Raw genomic sequence first — 16,772 nt, 5'->3', positions numbered from 1 at the left:
GAAAAGAAAAAAATCGGAATCTCAAAGATTCCGATTTTTTGTCTCATTCATCTGTTCCTTGTAGTGAAGCGTTATCGATCACCCGCTGAATCACTAACAGCGCATCTCGCTTCTGTAAGATATGCCTTACTTTTGGAAGTACATTTTGCTGTAAGTAGTAATAGTCATCTGCACGGTACTCAACAATACGTGCCAGAATCTCTAAGGCCAAACTCTGCACCTGTTGATAGCGAAACTTGTAATTGCTCAACCAGGTTGACCGGATGCGTGCAATGGGAGAGGATGGTAAGCTTTTGGCATGAAAGAACTGCCCCCGCTAGATGGACTTAGCCACGCCGAGAAGGATGCCCTGATTCGAGGGCTGTGGCAAGAGTTGCAAAGTCTACGGGCAGAGGTGGAAAAGCTGAAGCAAAAGCGAGTGAAGAAGACCTCGCGCAATTCGAGTTTGCCGCCATCTAAGGGTTTCAAGCCGAATCAGAGCAGTGCCCAGTCCTCTACCCTGCCGTGCGAGGCAGAGGAGAGCCACCATCACGGTGGGCGAGAATTGAGCCAACAACCGGATCAAGTCGTAGTAGCCCAAGCCAAGAGTTGTCCCCATTGTGGGGTCAAAGTTGAGCCATCGACCCAACGCTTGAGTGGAATTTATGAGCGGATTGAACTACCGCCGATTACCCCTCACATCACGCGGGTGGAACGGTATGGCGGGATTTGTCAGTGTTGCCAGAAGGCATACGAAGCGCCTGTTCCGGTTGGTTTAGAGCCTGGCTCCCCCTTTGGCACGAGTGTCGCTGCACTCGTCACCTATCTACGCTACAGCCATGCCATCAGCTACAAGCGACTGAGCCAATTGATGCGGGAGCTTTACGGTCTAGAGCTGTCACAAGGAGCGATTGCCAATTTGCTGCAACGAGCACAGGTTCAGCTGGCAGCTCCTGTAGCCAAGATTGTAGAACGCCTGCGTAGTGCTCGGTTGGTTGGCAGTGATGAAACGGGGGCACGAGTAAACGGGAAAAACCAGTGGGAATGGGTGTTTCAAAATGACCAGGTCTGTTTGCATGTGATTCGTCCCAGTCGTGGCAAAACAGTCATGGACAGCGTGATGGCGGGGCATCAACCGCAAGTTTGGGTGTCTGACTTGTTCAGTACTCAAGCCGCACATCCGGCACAGGACTGGCAAGTGTGTTTAGCGCATCAACTGCGCGATTGTCAGTATGCCATGGATGCAGGGGATGCGTTGTTTGCTCCAAGAATGAAACGGCTGTTCCTCAAAGCCATTGCCCTGCAACGGAGACGACACATCCTGGCTCCCTCGACAATTCAGCAGTATTGCGCTCGCTTTCGTGGATCACTGCGGGAGATTTTGAATCTGGAACCGAAGTCGGTGGAGGGACAGCGGTTGCTCAAACGCTATCAGAAGATTCGGGATCATCTGTTGTTGTTTTTAACCGATGAGACCATCCCGCCAACCAATAATGCTAGTGAGCAGGCGTTGCGCTGGAGTGTAGTGTTCCGCAAGGTGACCAACGGCTTTCGCTCGGATTGGGGGGCAGATTTGTTCGCTCAGGTGCGATCGCTCATCAACACGGCAAAGCGTCAGGGTATTTCTGCCTTTGATGCCATTTCCCGTGCCCTGACCTCTCAGAAAACCGATTGGCTACTGGGTTGAGCAATTACTTACAAAATAAAGCTTTTAGCGTTTCGTGGCACTATTTTACAGCCATCTGATTACACCCCATGGAGATCTTCTTTAGCAATTCTAAACGTGTATGTTGTAAACCCTCAATTTGCTCCTCCACTTCTTCAAGTTGAACCAAAAGAATTGTGAGAATTTGGTGATTGCCTTGAACTTGTGGGAGAGCATTCATTCCATCAACTAAACTCATGTCTGATTCCTCTCAAGTAGTTTGAATTACATCATGTTTTTTACGACACGTTTGATGTTTCTGGTATTATTCAACCAGGTTAACTCAGCTTACTCTGCTGTAATTAAAGTTGTGCTGGGATCGCTGCGTCCACTTTTAGTATTCTGATCACAACTCGGTAAACTACTACCTACCGTGATTACGTGTGGAGCTTGAGTGATTTAACCCTGAATCCTGCACAGAAAGCGATCGCCGCAGCTGTCCTTTCTGCACAGGAGGCTTAGTATGCTTTCTCTAAAGCTCTTAGACAACGACATCTTCAACCGGGCGACGAGCACTTACTAGCCCTTCCAAAGTAGGATAACCAAGGCGAAAAGCAAACGTTGGTTTCCACAAAGGATCTCCACTGAGTTGAGCAAGAAACTGTGCAGTACGTGGCTCTTCACCTAATTGAAGTTCTCGGTCAACCATCTCTGGCAATTGATTGATAGGTTGTGCCGCTAATCCTTGTGTTGTTGCCCAAAGATGCATCCGTTGCCAAAGCTGTCCTGCTTTTAAGGATTGAGACTGGTCGTACAAATCTCGCACTGAAATTAGTCCTAAAACAGGAGTGCTTGCCAATGTTATTTTAGTCGCATCTATCCAAGCTTGATGCGCGGTCTCTTCTGAAATAGGTGGAGATACTTTAGCTAATGCTCGGTTCATTGCAGTCATCCCAGATGCATCAATGTGAACACCGCTTCGGTGTTTTTGAAGCTCCTGCCAAGTGGGGCGAAACCACCTGCCACTGTCATGAATCATATCAGCGTCCGCCACAATCTGTTCTGTTGCCCGTACTGTGCCCGCAGCAAACCTGTGGCGAGCGGCTTCTGAAGTAAACAAAAACAATTTCAAATCAGACTCGCTTTGAAATAATGCTTGAAAGGTTTCTAAAACTTCTGACTCAACGGAACGATTGGAATCGTATACCGCCCGATTAGTATGGCGATTGGGGATAGCGTCGTACAAAGGTGGAATAACAACCGGCCCAGATGACAATTTCAGCGTAGCAACCCGTTTAAGCTTTGCATTTGGAGGTAAGTCTGTTAATGTACCTGACCCAAGAGTGAGTTGGTATTGATATCCATTTGCACTAGCTGCCAAAATCATATTTTCAATCGCACATCCTAAACCGATGTACATTTCTCGAAAATAAGGATCCATCGTTCCTAAGTGACGAGAAATATCAGCGTATAGCTCAATCTGTGATTCTGTTACTTGAAACAACCAAGGTTGAGTGTTGTGAGGATTTGCAGCTAAAATCGCAGCTCGAACTAAAGCCAAAGATCCTTCCGGTTCATCAGTTCGCCAGGTATGCCAAGGTTCGTAAGCAGGTCCTTTACCTGTACTGAAAACTCCTTTTCCATGAGCCTGGTAGACGCCACCAGCAACCAAAACAGTTACTGTAGTAGCGGACATGAGTTTAAGGAATGTTCTTTTCTTCATGAGGGGATCTCCATGGTTATAATCTTGGGCAAATTGGTAGATTGGGCAGAAGTAGATAATTCATGCAATGCTGCGTCACTCAGGTAAGGAAGCATAACTTGGATAATTAAGTTGATTGCTTCTTCAACGGTTTCTGGACTAATCACTTCGTCTTCAAGATCGAGGAATGCAAGCCAATAATCACTAATCAACCAAATAATTTTTGTAATTGAAGTGAGAGTTTTTGGATCATTTGGTGAGCGCAAAACACCACTCTCAATCAATCCACGGCAAAACGACTCGATTTCTATCAATCGCTGTCTGCGAATGGTGCGATATCGCTTCTTTAGCTCAGGATCAGCGTTTAGCAAGGCAATCAGTTCTCGATGAAAGAAACGATATTCCCATAGCAAAAAAAAGCTTCGACTTAACATGTCTTGAAGGTTTGCCAAGGATGGTTTTGGATGTGATGTCCATCCACCATCAAATAAGCTAATCATTTGTTCCAAAATCAAACGAATAATCTCCTGTTTGTTTTTGAAATGGTAATAAAGATTTCCAGGACTGATCTTCATTGCTTCAGCAATGTGATTAGTAGAGACTGCCTGAGTTCCATGTTGGTTAAATAACTCGATGGCTGTTTCAATAATCCGAGACTTGGTGCCCCTAGTCTTCATAGCTGCAAATATTAGTTTAGAGTGATTACTCTAATTATTAGAGCAATTGCTCTAAATGTCAAGTCTCAATACTTGGGTAAATTTAACGAAGTGCTACGAGATGGCTAGAAGCTAATAGCAGAGGAAAGTTCAGATTTTTCTTTTCTCTTTTTTCTTTTCTTTTTTGGGAGTTTCCTCATCCATCACAATGTAGGGGTTGTGGGCTGTTGAGGTTCTGTGGCAGGGTGGTGGTAGGAGTGCTGCCGCGTTGAAGGGGGTTGAACTGCCAGTGGAAGTGAGAATTACCCGATCGCAAGCAAATGTTTTAGCAAGTGAGTACTCCCCAAGTTGCTAGAACAAACTGCTGTTAGTGATGCCCTGGCGATCGCCCTGAGCCTGGAACTGCCAAGCACCCACCCGTAATCCATAGCCAACTGAGCGACAGTCAGCATGGTGGGATCTAACTCACCTGCTCCCAGACGTCATCCTCATCAATCGAGAGCCAGTGGTAATGCTCTTGTATCTTGAGGAAGTGGTAGACCGTTTTCCCTTTGGTTTGTCAAAACCGTGGAAAAGCTTGGGTCGCCACACTCCTCGAAGTGCCGAGAACTCGTAGAATCGCCTGGACTTCTAAAGTCCGCATGGAGCAAGGAAGAGCGCAGCCTTCGACCTATCGTATCGGATGGAGGTTAGAGTGTCATGGATCAGCCATTGCAATGGGTTGGTATTGATGTCAGTAAAGCGACCTTAGATGTTTATCTAAGACCCAGTGGTCAGTCATTTCAAGCCAAAAATCAAGCCAGTGGAATGATTGAATTAATCGAGCAACTGCAATCGTTCAAAATTGGGCAAGTGATTTTAGAAGCGACTGGAGGACTGGAACTTGAGGTGGCTCAAGCATTACAAGACCAAGGCTTGGCCATCTCCATTATCAATCCTCGGCAAGCCCGAAAGTTCGCCAAAGCCAGTGGCAAGTTGGCTAAAACAGACCGCATTGATGCAGCGGTGTTAGCTCACTTTGGACAAGCGATGCAACCAGCCGTGACGGTTTTAGCCAGTGCCAACGAACAAGCCCTACAAGAAACTGTCACTCGCCGTTGTCAACTAGTGGAGATGCTAACCGCTGAGAAGAACCGTCAGAGTAGTCTGCGCGGTAGAATGCGGCAGGATGTGAATGACCATGTGGAGTGGTTGGAGAAACGCATTCGTGAGCTTGATGATGAAATTGAGCAACTGAGTCAAGCGCATGACCAATGGCGATCGCAGTTAGCTCTGCTCACCAGTGTGCCAGGGATTGGCAAGGTGATTGCAACCACGCTCATTGCCGCTTTACCTGAACTAGGAAAAGTCAGTGACAAACGCATTAGTACGTTAGTTGGCGTTGCTCCGCTCAACCGGGATAGCGGCAAATATCGGGGTTCTCGTACCATTTGGGATGGACGCGCTAATGTTCGTGCAGCATTGTACATGGGAGCACTCGTTGCCGTACGACACATCCCCGTTTTGAAAGCCTTCTACAGTCGGCTTGTGTCGCAGGGTAAAGCCAAGAAGGTAGCCTTGACAGCATGTATGCACAAGCTATTGCGGATTCTCAACACCATGATTCGAGATGGTAAACCTTGGCAGCCTCCTACTTTAGCAACTGAAGAAGATTAGCGGTTGATCCGGTTCTAACGTTTTGGTATTTGTTCTGTTGAGCAAGACTCTAACAAGGATTTAGGGTTGGATAGTTGTGCTGAATTCCTGCTTATAGCAAAACGCCCGCCACGTTATGTGCTCTCATAACAGGCTTGACATTTAAGATAATCGCTTCTCCCTCTTCTTTTCTTTTTTCCTTCTTTCCTTTGTGGGTGATCTCTTCTTCCCCTGCTTCAAGAAGCATCACCCAAACTGACCTTTGTACTGAATACTGAAGATATGAAGAAGGGTTTTGCCTATCCACTTAAAAAGAGCCTACTATGCAGAATGATTCACTCTATCCACCGAAACTGGGTAGATAGGTAGAAGCGTTCTGTCTACTCAATAGTTATGCCGCAAGCCCTCGGTGGGAACAGCAACCAAAACTATCTGTGGATGTTCAGCCTCAAGTAGCCTAGAGATTCCTGAAGGAGCATTGGTTTAAGATTGTCAGTGGGGCGAATACTGCAACTTCCCAATTGAAGCATGTCACCCGACATTCAAGGGTTTATTTTGAAATGCCAGAAATCACCTATAAAACTGAGCTAGATAATATTAATTGGGTAGAGATGAAAACAACATTATGCCAAGATGCCTTTGACAATGGGCGCAGTCCAGGACAGCTTAAAAAATCGTTTGAAAATAGCTATGTTGCCTGTATTGCCTATGCTGGTAGTCAAATTATTGGCACTGCCCGTGTTTTATCTGATGGTGTTTCAATGCTTGTCTTGTTGATGTTTGGACACTCAGCGCATATCGTCGTCAGGGTATTGCAACAACAATGATCCAAAAGCTACTAAGTCGATTAAAGGGACAACACGTTTACTTATTTACAGATGATGTTCCCGAACTTTATGCAAAACTTGGTTTTGTAGAGCAACCTATCGGCATGGGACAAGTCATCGGAACATGGTTGGTAAATGAGTCATCGGATTAGTATAAGAGTTAGGAAGAGATTGGGAATGACTGATTTGAGCGATCGCACTTGTCTTGTTAGTGATGCGGTATAAACAATTCTGGTGCAGCGGCTTGACCAAAGTCGCTTGTGGTGTCGCAAAGGTATTGGCAACCGCAGACCAGAATCATTATACGGCTTCGATTTTGAGTGAGAGCGGCATTGAAAGTTTGTTTATAATGTTCAAAGTCAAATTAGCTGAAATTATCGGTAAGGCAACGATTGAGATTGTTGCGCTGACAATCTAGAGAATTTATGCTGTATCAAATACCATGCCGATATGATTGTTAAACTTGACAACTCAACCGAAGCACTGGTAATAGCCAAACGAGTCTCAGAAGAGTTTGTCCTGCCGACCTTTTCTGAAGAGGGAAAAAAGTTTTTTTCTGAAAACCTTGCTAAAGATGTTGAAGCAGCATTTTCAGATCCAAATGTTGATGTGTATGGTGTGCAATTAAGTGGTGCTTTACTTGGATATATGGCAGTTAGTAAAAAGTTTCATATTTCTCAACTTTATATAGTTGCCAGTGAGCAAAGACAAGGATTAGGTAGGATGCTAATTGATTTTATAGAGCAACAGGCGAAAAGTTCAGGAGTGGCTCGGCTCACTGTTAAAGCATCATTGAATGCAGTACAGTTTTACAGAAAATGTGGTTTTGAAGTTACTTCTGATGTGCAGGAGGTATCAGGAATTAGATTTCAACCTATGCAGAAAATAGTTTAGACGAGTTTTTAGCAGAACGTGTAAATTACAGCCGTATAACAACTCGCTTGCACACCGACCATATCGAGTTGGTTGAGAATAGAAGGTTACTAGCGGCGAGTGAAGCGGGTCGTTACTATACCAGATGCTCCGTCCAAGAGGGTTTATCACCACATAGGAGGTGGGGTTAACTTAGGGCAAGTCTTAAAGCAAGAGGGGTAAAGCAAGAGGGTGAAGCAGTAGTCAGAGCAAGCAACCCAGAGCGACTTCACCACCGATGTAAGAAGCAAGGTGATGAGGTAAAGCTGCTACAAGCCCTCTCTACCAAGCACTTCCAGAGTTGTTCTAGCAACTGGAGTACCCCTAAATTGCTAGAAAACTTCTCTAATGGCACCTCCTGCACAGATCCCCTTCCTTAACTTTCCTCACTGCCAATTCAGTAAACTCCTTAACTTTTCCCAATCGATTTGCAAGGGCAAAACCCCTATAAATAAAACATCGAAACAAACACACGCTTTAAAGCAAAGGAACTTCAGCCATGACTCTCATCTATCGCGGCACCTCCTACCAGATCAACACCACCGATGAAACCACAACTGGCACTATCAACTGTCAGTATCGGGGTGCTACCTATCCTACCTATCGTGTTGAGCCTACTACCACAACCCAACCTCAGCCTCGTCACCTGCAATATCGCGGCATCTCCTACTAAAGCGATCAGGTCAGTTGTTATCTAGGCTGCCTCCACTGCCCAAAGCAACAACGGCGATCGCTCCTCCTCCCAACCGTGCTCAGAGCCGTGTTTAGCTCAACCGCTTCAATCACACTGAAGAACAACAACGGCGATCGCTCCTCCTCTCAAACACGCTTCGAGATCTGCTCATCACCCTCACCTCAACTGCCCACAGTAACAAGGGCGATCGCTCCTCCACCACAAAAGACCGTAAAGGCACAGGTTGTTGAGGCACACGGGCAAGAGAGGGAGTCATCTGCAAAGCCCTCTCCTCTAGCGATCGCACAACTTCCTCCAAAACTGAGATCTTGAGGATTTCGCTCAGTGACAATCTTACTGAGCGTTTTCATCCGCAAATTCTAAAGGGTCAACGAGGTTGATAATAGTTGTGAAAGAAGGAAACTAACCTTGAGCAGGAATAACAACATCGACAAAGTGTAATTGACCCGATTCACAGGCGATCGCCACACAAGATCCATCCTCAGAAATGGCAGCATTAACCACCGGATCGTCTGGTGTAAACGTCAGTGTTGTCGAGGCATCATCTGCCAAAATCACCTGAACACTGCGAGAATCTTCGGCAACTTCACACCGGATTCCATTCCCTGATACCTTTTGGGACTCAAGCCACGGGAGAACCGCATATTCTGGTTCTCTTCGCTCCTTAGAGTCTGAAGAAAAGACTCCTTGGATGGAGGACAGAATGCCCAGGCGAAGAGAGTCTTCAACAGCTTTCTCTGCAAACTTATTACCATTCAGAGGGTAATGTCTTAAACGATTTACCTCGGTGCCGTTTGAATCTCTATTTATGTCATGTCGGCGTAGATAATAATCTCCATTCTTTTTACATATGAAGATACTGCTTGGCAAATCACGGGATATCACATTAAGTGAGTCATAAACTACTTTCATAGTAGAAATGTCTAGAACTACGTGTTCTTGGCAAATCCCAAAAAGTTCTTGATGCATCTCATTATACGGTGCGTAGATTATTTCAATTCCAACGAATCGAGTATCTGATGTGATCCGAGCGCGTATTGCATCTACGCCTTTTATCTGAAATTCAAGACTTTCTTCTTTCCCGTTTTGTGTATTAAGTATAAGGATGTTGGTCTGTTCAGCAACAATAGCAGCAAGCTTTCCTGATGAGCTAACAAAAACGTATTTCTCTCCGGCAGGCATTTTTGCCAATGTCTTTTCTTGCTTAATTTCTGAGCCAACTTGGGCAACACCCAAAACTCCCCTAAATGTCAGAAATGCAACCTTGTCTTTATTAGGAAATAGAGATAGGGCAACAATTGGTTCGTTGCAGACTTTGCTCTGCCAATGTAGCGAACTAGCACTGATAGATGTTAGATTCACTATTCTGATGTTTCCATCATGAGTGCCACACGCCAACCAATTTCCATCCTTTGAAATTGCAACAGCCGTTGTAAGATGCTCATCTTCTGACTGAAGACGGACTCGATGACCTTCTCTCGTAATGTAAACACCACTGAGTATTTGATCCTCAGTAATCGGCTTCCGGAGCATTTGGATCTGAGTTTGCTGCCGGTACATTTGGACTTGGCATTCAGCCATAATTGATGCTTCAGGAGTAGAAAAACACCATTCAAACGAAAACTCCTGTTCATCTACAGGCAAGTTGAAGACGCTCCAAGCCAAATAAAACGATAGTTCTGGAAGATTACTCTGCCAGGTCGTCAGGTCTAACCCTCGAAAAATCTTTTGTCCTTGCTCAGAACTGATTGAGCTTCTTGTCTCAATATCCCAATAAGTAACTTGATCCTTCTCAATAACAGCCAGCGTTGTTTCGTCATCCGACACCAGCAACCGACATATCGGTTCTTTTGAAAAGGCTTGCCAGGTACTCAGCAACCCAGACTTAGAAGAAATCAGGGTAGGAAGACGAGGACGCAACCAGGGTTGAGTTTTGTCTTGCTTGAGCGTTTCAACAAAGTGTTGAATTGATGCCTCTCGCAGATGCCCCAACCGACCAACGAGTTGACTCTTAAGCTGGGCTGGGTCATTGCCAACTAGACTGGTAGCTAACTGTAGCGTTTGAGTAAGCGGCTGCAACCCAGGAGATGCATATTGAAAGTCGGCAATCAATGCGCTGGGGTTACCTTGTGCGAGACGCTTGCTTAAGAACTCAAAGTTCACGAGGGTTTGGTCAATTTCATCCTGCCGTGCCACTATCGACAAGTGATAGATTACGTGGTCAAGGAAATAGCCATCGTCTGGTCCGGTTGACCATCCTGCTGGACATTTTGCAGCATAAGCATTCAACAAGCGCGTATGGAGAGTCGGTAGGTCGGCTTGTTTTTGCAGATAGTCTCTCTGGAGGTCGTGCAGGCTGAGATAACCGCGCTCATCTCGACGCAGGAGCGATCGCTTGACCAATTCATCCAATACATCCTGCGTATCGTAGGCATCTAACCCAACTGACTGCCAGAAGGTTTGTAAAACGGCTTCAGGAATCGCAGTGTCTTCGGGGAACACAGCAAAGTCTAGATAGCGAGTGCGAACCGTTGGCTCAAGGGCATCAACACTCACCGTGAGCGATCGCAGTAGATTGGGATAGGGATAGCCAGGAAACTCTTGCCGAATTTTTTCTAAGTCGGCACTGCGAAGGCGGCTCAGAACATTATCCCAGCGATCGGGCTTACCCCGCACCATTGCCCCTGCCATCGATAGTGCCAATGGCAAGTATCCACACTCTTTCGCCGTTTCATGAGCTTGATCGGGCAACGTTTCGACTGCCTGATCTGCCCACTGTGCCAGCAGCAGCAATGACTGCTCGGCACTCAAAACATCTAAAGGATATTCAACTGCGCCGATCGCCGTGAGTAAGCCGCGATCGCGGGTGGTAACCACCATGCGGCAACGTTGACCCAGTACATCGAACGCATCTGCCTGCTCTAGTTGCCAGATGTCATCTAGAATCAAAAGACAAACTTTATCGATTAGTAACTCACGGAGATGTTCTTTTCCTTCTCGAACGTCTTCAAAGATCTGGCGATCGCTACCCAAGGCTTGAGCAAGCTGAATTTGCAATGTAGTTAAGGTCGGCTCTTGACCTACGGTTAACCAAAAAATTCCATCCGAAAACGAACGTCGAACTTCACAATCCCGTGCCAAACCAGAGGCAATCACCGATTTACCAGCACCACCCATGCCGCATAGTCCGACCTTACGACTCGTACCTGTCATCACGACAGGTCGATTAGCATCCGCCAATAGAAGGTTTTCTAATGCCTGTAGATTCTCAGATCGAGATAAATAATGAGGCGGTAACTCTGGCACACCAACTAAGTTACCCAGTGGTGGGATTGGGTCATTCAGCACCCGTAGTACTTCTGCTAAAGCCTCTTCATAAGGACGCTGCTCACGACAATCGGGACAATGCAGTCTTGCCAGTTCAGGCGGAAACTCTTGCAAAAGGTTGTAATCTCCTATTCGCAAGAGGGGAGTTACAACCTTACAAACACTGAGAGCATATAGCCACTCTGGCCGTACATAGTTCGACTTTACTGCCGCAGGTCCTACGACTAAGATCAGTCGATCTGCCTGGTCAATCGCATCTCGAATCTCCTGCAAAAAGGTCAAAGCTCGACTGGGCATTGACTGGCGATCCCACCAAACCTGAAATCCTCGTTCGGTTAAATCCTCATAGAGCCGTTTTACAAATGGCTCATCATCAGAACGCGCATAAGACAGAAAAATTCCCTTCATGCTAGATAACGACTCCCTGCCAAAGAAGAAGGTTTATATTGGGGATTCAAATCAATCAGGTCGCTCTAGCACTGGTTGCAATGGTTTCAATACTTATCACAAACCCAAAGAAAAATCTATACTATGGCCCTCAGAATTCTAGACGTAATCAAGGTAGTTGAAGCGAGGCTGTCATCAAGGGCAATTAGGCTGAAATCTTTACCTAGCATGGGTTTTAGCTAGTCCAATTGTACTGTTAAATCTCAATTTGACTCAAATTTACCTCTACCAGTTAACGAATTTACGCCGTTTCAGGCTTTGCCTTGATTCTAATTGCCCCTCATAGCACGTTCGCTGACACTGTTGGCGAATTATTGCTTCATGGCTGAACTACCTATTCCGTCGTTGTTCGACTTGAGAAAACCAATGAGTTTCAGCTAGGGAACGACGAAGATTCAGGTCTTTGAGTGTGTTAACTAATGTTTCACCAACAGTGTCTTCGCTTCAATTACCCCCTGATATCAGTCGATCGTCTGAGAAAACGCGATCGCTGCCTGAGAAATGTCGCAAATGTGGAATGTTATCGGCTCAGTAGGCACAAGCATTACATGGGACAAAAGGTGATGGCTGTTAGAATCCATCAGTTTGCTATAGCCGTTGAGTTTAAACTGCTTAATCAAATGTCTTTGGGGTATTGGTGGTGTATCACAAGGTAGGAACTGATACTCCCATTCATGTGCGCTGCTTCGCAGATATCACAAGGGTCGCCAGATTGACCCGGATTTATGTGCCTTCGTCCTTGTCCCCTGCATGAGTGAAATGATAAGCAGTTCTGCGTAACTCAACAACACGATGAATGTGAGGATTGCTCAGCTTCGCCTGTTCTGTTTCAACAAACCATTTCAATTTTGGTTTCTAATCCACCGATTGATTGTGAAGGGCAGGCTAATGCATATTCTGGGCTACCCATATGTGCATACACAGTTTTAAGTTGGTTGAGTGCTCGCCCTGCTCCTGTTTCATCGTTTGAACTTTTGTACAAGTCAATAGCGGTTTGATAAGACTCGAACGCAGAAAGAGGTAATCCTTCTTGCTGATAAAGTGCAGCGATGCGTTCTGTTGTTAGGGCTTGATGATGGCTGTCGCCCAACTCCTGGTAAAGGTCTAAGGCTTCTTGATAGCAGCAAATTGCAGAGAAGGGTTGTCCCAGTTGGACTTCAATTTCTCCAAGAGCAGTGGCGATCGCAGCTTCTCCAGAGAAATCACCAATAGCAGTGCGAATTGCTTGAGCTTTGACCAGATACCTGCGGGCTTGAGTGTAGCAGCCTAATTTCTGATAAGCCGTGCCAGCGTTATAGAGAGCGGTTGCTTGTCCTTCTTGATCGCGAATGGCTTCAAGAATACCAGCGGCAGTTAAGCATAACTGTTGAGCGCGATCGCTCTGTCCTAAGGTGCTGTGGATTGCGCCCAAGTTGTTGAGGGTGCGTCCAATGTTGAACTCATCAGCTAACTCAACAAATACTTCCAATGCTTTTTGATAGGTTTTTAGAGCGTGTTCAGATTGGTTTTTGTTTTGATAAATCAAACCTAACAAGCTCAAACTGTTACCTAACAGTTTAGTATTTTCTGCTGTTTCAGCAATTCTAAGCGCAAGCTGGCAGCAGTTGAGAGCTTTGGCAGATTCACCTGAGCGGAGGGCAATCAGGCTCAGTTGATTGAGGGCTTCACCCATGCCAATCTCATCGCCAAGGGATTGATAGAGATGCAGCAATTGCTGGAAGGTAAACCATGCTTCTTCAAATTGTTCAGCATTGTAGTGTTGCCAACCTTTTTTATGAAGCTGATTGATTTCAGGTTGATGATTGATGGGTGTTGTTGTAGTGAAGGATTGTAAGAGACGATTGAAAGGGAGTGCAGCCAACGATGTGAGGTGAGAAATTGAGAAAACCATGATTGAATCTCCATTAGCCTGTCCGTTCGAGCGGTCATAATCCTGGCTGTAGAGGAGGTATGCAAAAAGAGGGAGTGATTGAGTAGGGGAGTAGGGGAGTGATTGAGTAGGGGAGTAGGGGTATGAAGGGGTAAGGGGTAGAAGAAACGCGATTAATCGCGTCTGTACGAGTTATGGCAGGACGCGGATAGTTGTTGCTATACCACCTGCCATCCACCGCCTATGACCTTCTCAGAAAAGCGATCGCACCCAGTTACAAGCCATTGCCAATCAGGATGAAGGGTGCCCAGTAGTAGGGATGGTCGAGGCGATCGCTCACGTTTTGCGGTAAACCTGTACGAGTGCTGAGAATTTCGATCGTGCCTCTGTCACTGCCGACAGCAGTAAAGTCTCCGGTAATCAGAGCGATTTGTGCCTGCCGCAGTGCCTCCGCTTTAGTCATGCCGTTTCCTAAACCTGCATAAAAGGCATTCATCAGCACCTGCGTTCCGCCATCATCCACTTGCCAGAGGGAAGCGATCGCCGCTTCTGCTCCGGCTTCTTGCATGAGATAGCCAAAGCCCAAAATTTCCTCACCCGTTCCTAAGCCTGCATCACCTAAACCCGTTTCACAGGCACTTAAGACAATTAAATCGACTTGATTGAACCGTCCTTGCCACTGTTCTTTGATTTCTTGTAATGTGAGGCGATCGCCATTGCCAAACAGGATAAATGAATCACTGGCAGACCCCGGAATAAATGTGGCGTGGGTCGCCAGATGAACAATGGTGTGGCTATCCATAGCAGGTTCAACGGCAGTGCGGCTAAAGGCATCGTTGATAAATTGAGTCGTACCAGGGAAAGCCTCTGCCAGTTTCTCCACTTCTATACCTGCAAAGGGTAAACCCCCGAAGGAAAAGGAGCGTTGTCCGACTTGAAACTGGAAGGAACCTTCACTAAAGGCAGCGGCTAAAATTTGGGGTTGGGGATCAGGGCGGAGGGTGAAATCTTGCAGACTGGCAGCGGTGATGTGATTGATGCGAAAGCGTTCGATCAGCCATTGGTCGCCATCATGGAGTGCCGCCAGAGGAACGTAGCGCAACGCCCCGTCTGGAGCATAGAGAATCGTTTCTGCATCAATCGCCTCCAGGTCGTCTCTCATCGGTGCAATCAGCCATTGATAGAGTTGTTGGGCAACGGCTCTGGGGGCGCCACTGGTGGGATCGGTGAGGGCTTGTCGAAAGGCAACGATCGCAGCATTGAGTTCAGCTTGAGTGACTGGAACAGGATAACGAGCAGGTTCGCTGTTGGGCGTAATCAAGACCAGTTCCAGGCGATCGGGCAGGATCAGTGGATAGATGAGCACTACATTTTGCCTCAAATCCCGCAGTTGTTTTGCAGGTTGATAAACTCATCGAGTTCAGCCAGCACATCCTGTTCTCGAATATCAGCGTCTAGTTGAGCGATCAGAGCTTGAATTTCAGGGCTATTAATGAACCCTTGAAAGTCGTTAATAATCGTCCGTTGTGCCTCATTGAGTTGAGCGATCCGTTGGCGTTGTTGATTGGTTAGCTGAGCATAGGGGATGGCACGCAGGTCTGCCAGTTCATACCCAATCGCAACAGTGCGATTGCGAATTTCAACTTCAGGATTGAGCAGGTCAACACCACTTTGGGTTTGTGCTGTACGGCGCACATTTTGTAGGTAATCATCGAGTTCTTGCACTTTAAGCAGGTCTAACACTCGTTGCGCTTCTAAAATACGATTTTGCTGTAGCAACAAATCAGCCAGAGCACGATAATCATCGGCAATAGTTTCTGTGTAAGACTGCTGAAGCTCTTGAGATAACCCGCGAATATCACCCCGAATCGACTCACGCACATTCACCGATTGTTTGAGAAACACAATTGCCAATTCTGGCTGGTTCTGTTGAGCTAGCAAACGACCAATGTTGTTAAGAATACTGCTTTCTCCTGCTCGATCGCCAATCTCTTGAGTAATACCGAGTGCTTGCTGATAGTATGCGATCGCCCGTTGATATTGCCCTACAGAGACATATGCACTACCCAGATTACCCAGTGCATTGCCTTCTCCCTCTCGATATCCAATTTCACGCACAATCACTAACGCTTGTTCAGAGAAGTTGATTGCCTGTTGATATTGCCCTAGGTTACGGTATGCAATGCCCAGATCTCCCAGTATATTGCTTTCAACTAGTTGATCGCCAATCTCTCGTGCGATGACTAACGCTTGTTCAAAAGAGCCGACCGCCCGTTGATATTGTCCTAAAAAGCTATATGCAATGCCCAAATTGTCCAATGCAGCACCTTCCCCCCGTCGATCACCAATCTCTCGTGCAATGACTAACGCTTGTTCGAAGAAGCCGACTGCCCGTTGATATTGCCCCAGAGAAGCGTATGCAATACCCAGATTGCCCAATGCAACCCCTTCACCATGCCGATCGCCAATCTCGCGCACAATCACTAACTGTTGCTCAAGATGGTCAATCGCCCGTTGATATTGTCCTAGAGATCTGTATGCAATGCCCAGATTGCCCAGTGAATTGCCTTCTCCCTGTCGGCTCTCTTGCGGAAACGCTTCACGAACGCCAGTTTCACGATAAAGTTCCAGAGCCATCTGCCAGGACTGCAACGCCTCTCGAAATGGGCTGCGACCATATTGTTGAATGCCTTGCTGTAAGAAGCGATCAGCTTCTGCTAGTCGGTCTTCTGCTGATGGCGTTTGAGCAACGAATGAGCGTTGTAGAGGAGCAGTTGCGTCTTCAAATCGCTGGGAAGCAAATGCAGGATGTACAGCAATCACGCCTGAAGTCGTGGCAACTGCGATGCAAGATGACCAGAGCATATGAGGTAGGGGCTTCATGGGAGGGTTTGGGAGTGATGGAGTGGGGGGAGCGGGGAAGTGATGGAGTGGGTGAGGGGACGAGTGGGAGGGTGGATGAGTGGGAGGGTGGATGAGTAAGATTCTTCTTTACCCATCAACCCATCAACCCATCAACCCATCACTAGCCGCATATTCCCAAACTCGAAGCAGCTATGCAAGATTGCAGAGGTTAAG

Annotated in this window: 17 protein-coding genes; 7 read left to right on the top strand and 10 right to left on the bottom strand. The window is 46.6% G+C overall.

Annotated elements, in window-relative coordinates; translation table 11 throughout:
* Positions 1–43 precede the first annotated feature (43 nt).
* Positions 44–250 (bottom strand): hypothetical protein, encoded by a 207-nt coding sequence (locus tag H6G89_RS18650; RefSeq protein ID WP_190509162.1) that lies wholly within the window; start codon positions 248–250, stop codon positions 44–46.
* Positions 251–298: 48 nt separating this feature from the next.
* Between H6G89_RS18650 and tnpC the strand changes: the two genes are divergently transcribed.
* Positions 299–1,666, top strand: coding sequence for an IS66 family transposase (tnpC, locus tag H6G89_RS18645; protein WP_190509160.1), 1,368 nt, complete (start codon positions 299–301; stop codon positions 1,664–1,666).
* Between the two features lie 40 nt (positions 1,667–1,706).
* Here the strand turns inward: tnpC and H6G89_RS18640 are convergent, their stop codons facing one another.
* The 3 genes from H6G89_RS18640 to H6G89_RS18630 form a co-directional block, all read right to left on the bottom strand.
* The gene (locus H6G89_RS18640) at positions 1,707–1,883 is read right to left on the bottom strand and encodes a hypothetical protein (protein WP_190509158.1); all 177 of its coding nucleotides are present in this window, start codon (positions 1,881–1,883) and stop codon (positions 1,707–1,709) included.
* A gap of 282 nt (positions 1,884–2,165) precedes the next feature.
* Complete coding sequence (locus tag H6G89_RS18635) at positions 2,166–3,347, bottom strand: Acg family FMN-binding oxidoreductase (protein ID WP_190509157.1); 1,182 nt, start codon at positions 3,345–3,347, stop codon at positions 2,166–2,168.
* Positions 3,344–4,003 (bottom strand): TetR/AcrR family transcriptional regulator, encoded by a 660-nt coding sequence (locus tag H6G89_RS18630; protein WP_190509154.1) that lies wholly within the window; start codon positions 4,001–4,003, stop codon positions 3,344–3,346. The genes H6G89_RS18635 and H6G89_RS18630 overlap by 4 nt, the downstream gene beginning before the upstream one ends.
* A 678-nt stretch (positions 4,004–4,681) precedes the next feature.
* Between H6G89_RS18630 and H6G89_RS18625 the strand changes: the two genes are divergently transcribed.
* The gene (locus tag H6G89_RS18625) at positions 4,682–5,638 is read left to right on the top strand and encodes an IS110 family transposase (RefSeq protein WP_190509152.1); all 957 of its coding nucleotides are present in this window, start codon (positions 4,682–4,684) and stop codon (positions 5,636–5,638) included.
* Between the two features lie 91 nt (positions 5,639–5,729).
* On the opposite strand, the gene H6G89_RS18620 is transcribed toward H6G89_RS18625, so the two are convergent.
* Positions 5,730–5,867, bottom strand: coding sequence for a hypothetical protein (locus tag H6G89_RS18620; protein ID WP_190509150.1), 138 nt, complete (start codon positions 5,865–5,867; stop codon positions 5,730–5,732).
* 310 nt (positions 5,868–6,177) lie between these two features.
* Between H6G89_RS18620 and H6G89_RS34485 the strand changes: the two genes are divergently transcribed.
* The 5 genes from H6G89_RS34485 (at position 6,178) to H6G89_RS18600 (ending at position 8,029) form a co-directional block, all read left to right on the top strand.
* Complete coding sequence (locus H6G89_RS34485) at positions 6,178–6,444, top strand: hypothetical protein (RefSeq protein WP_199336800.1); 267 nt, start codon at positions 6,178–6,180, stop codon at positions 6,442–6,444.
* Positions 6,441–6,596, top strand: coding sequence for a hypothetical protein (locus H6G89_RS36430; protein WP_375539700.1), 156 nt, complete (start codon positions 6,441–6,443; stop codon positions 6,594–6,596). Before H6G89_RS34485 ends, H6G89_RS36430 begins: the two co-directional genes overlap by 4 nt.
* A 92-nt stretch (positions 6,597–6,688) precedes the next feature.
* Entirely contained in the window at positions 6,689–6,862 is a 174-nt protein-coding gene (locus H6G89_RS18610) for a hypothetical protein (RefSeq protein ID WP_190509148.1), read from the top strand.
* 32 nt (positions 6,863–6,894) lie between these two features.
* Positions 6,895–7,338 (top strand): GNAT family N-acetyltransferase, encoded by a 444-nt coding sequence (locus H6G89_RS18605; protein ID WP_190509146.1) that lies wholly within the window; start codon positions 6,895–6,897, stop codon positions 7,336–7,338.
* Between the two features lie 517 nt (positions 7,339–7,855).
* Positions 7,856–8,029: a DUF4278 domain-containing protein gene (locus H6G89_RS18600; protein WP_190509144.1), complete on the top strand. Its 174-nt coding sequence runs from the start codon at positions 7,856–7,858 to the stop codon at positions 8,027–8,029.
* Between the two features lie 182 nt (positions 8,030–8,211).
* On the opposite strand, the gene H6G89_RS18595 is transcribed toward H6G89_RS18600, so the two are convergent.
* The 5 genes from H6G89_RS18595 to H6G89_RS18575 all read right to left on the bottom strand — a co-directional run bounded on the left by H6G89_RS18595 (position 8,212) and on the right by H6G89_RS18575 (position 16,577).
* Complete coding sequence (locus H6G89_RS18595; protein WP_190509142.1) at positions 8,212–8,400, bottom strand: hypothetical protein; 189 nt, start codon at positions 8,398–8,400, stop codon at positions 8,212–8,214.
* A gap of 52 nt (positions 8,401–8,452) precedes the next feature.
* Positions 8,453–11,785 carry an NB-ARC domain-containing protein gene (locus tag H6G89_RS18590; protein ID WP_190509140.1) on the bottom strand — a complete coding sequence of 1,111 codons (3,333 nt, stop codon included), beginning with the start codon at positions 11,783–11,785 and terminating at the stop codon, positions 8,453–8,455.
* An 868-nt stretch (positions 11,786–12,653) separates the two neighbouring features.
* Positions 12,654–13,715 carry a tetratricopeptide repeat protein gene (locus H6G89_RS18585; RefSeq protein ID WP_190509138.1) on the bottom strand — a complete coding sequence of 354 codons (1,062 nt, stop codon included), beginning with the start codon at positions 13,713–13,715 and terminating at the stop codon, positions 12,654–12,656.
* A 253-nt stretch (positions 13,716–13,968) separates the two neighbouring features.
* Positions 13,969–15,060 (bottom strand): CHAT domain-containing protein, encoded by a 1,092-nt coding sequence (locus H6G89_RS18580; RefSeq protein ID WP_190509136.1) that lies wholly within the window; start codon positions 15,058–15,060, stop codon positions 13,969–13,971.
* An 11-nt stretch (positions 15,061–15,071) separates the two neighbouring features.
* The gene (locus H6G89_RS18575) at positions 15,072–16,577 is read right to left on the bottom strand and encodes a tetratricopeptide repeat protein (protein WP_190509134.1); all 1,506 of its coding nucleotides are present in this window, start codon (positions 16,575–16,577) and stop codon (positions 15,072–15,074) included.
* Positions 16,578–16,772 lie beyond the last annotated feature (195 nt).

It is taken from the genome of Oscillatoria sp. FACHB-1407 (genome assembly GCF_014697545.1).
In the GTDB taxonomy this organism is placed as follows: Bacteria; Cyanobacteriota; Cyanobacteriia; order Elainellales; family Elainellaceae; genus FACHB-1407.
Note: the sequence above shows the minus strand (reverse complement) of the source record. Positions and strands in the feature narration are given on the sequence as shown.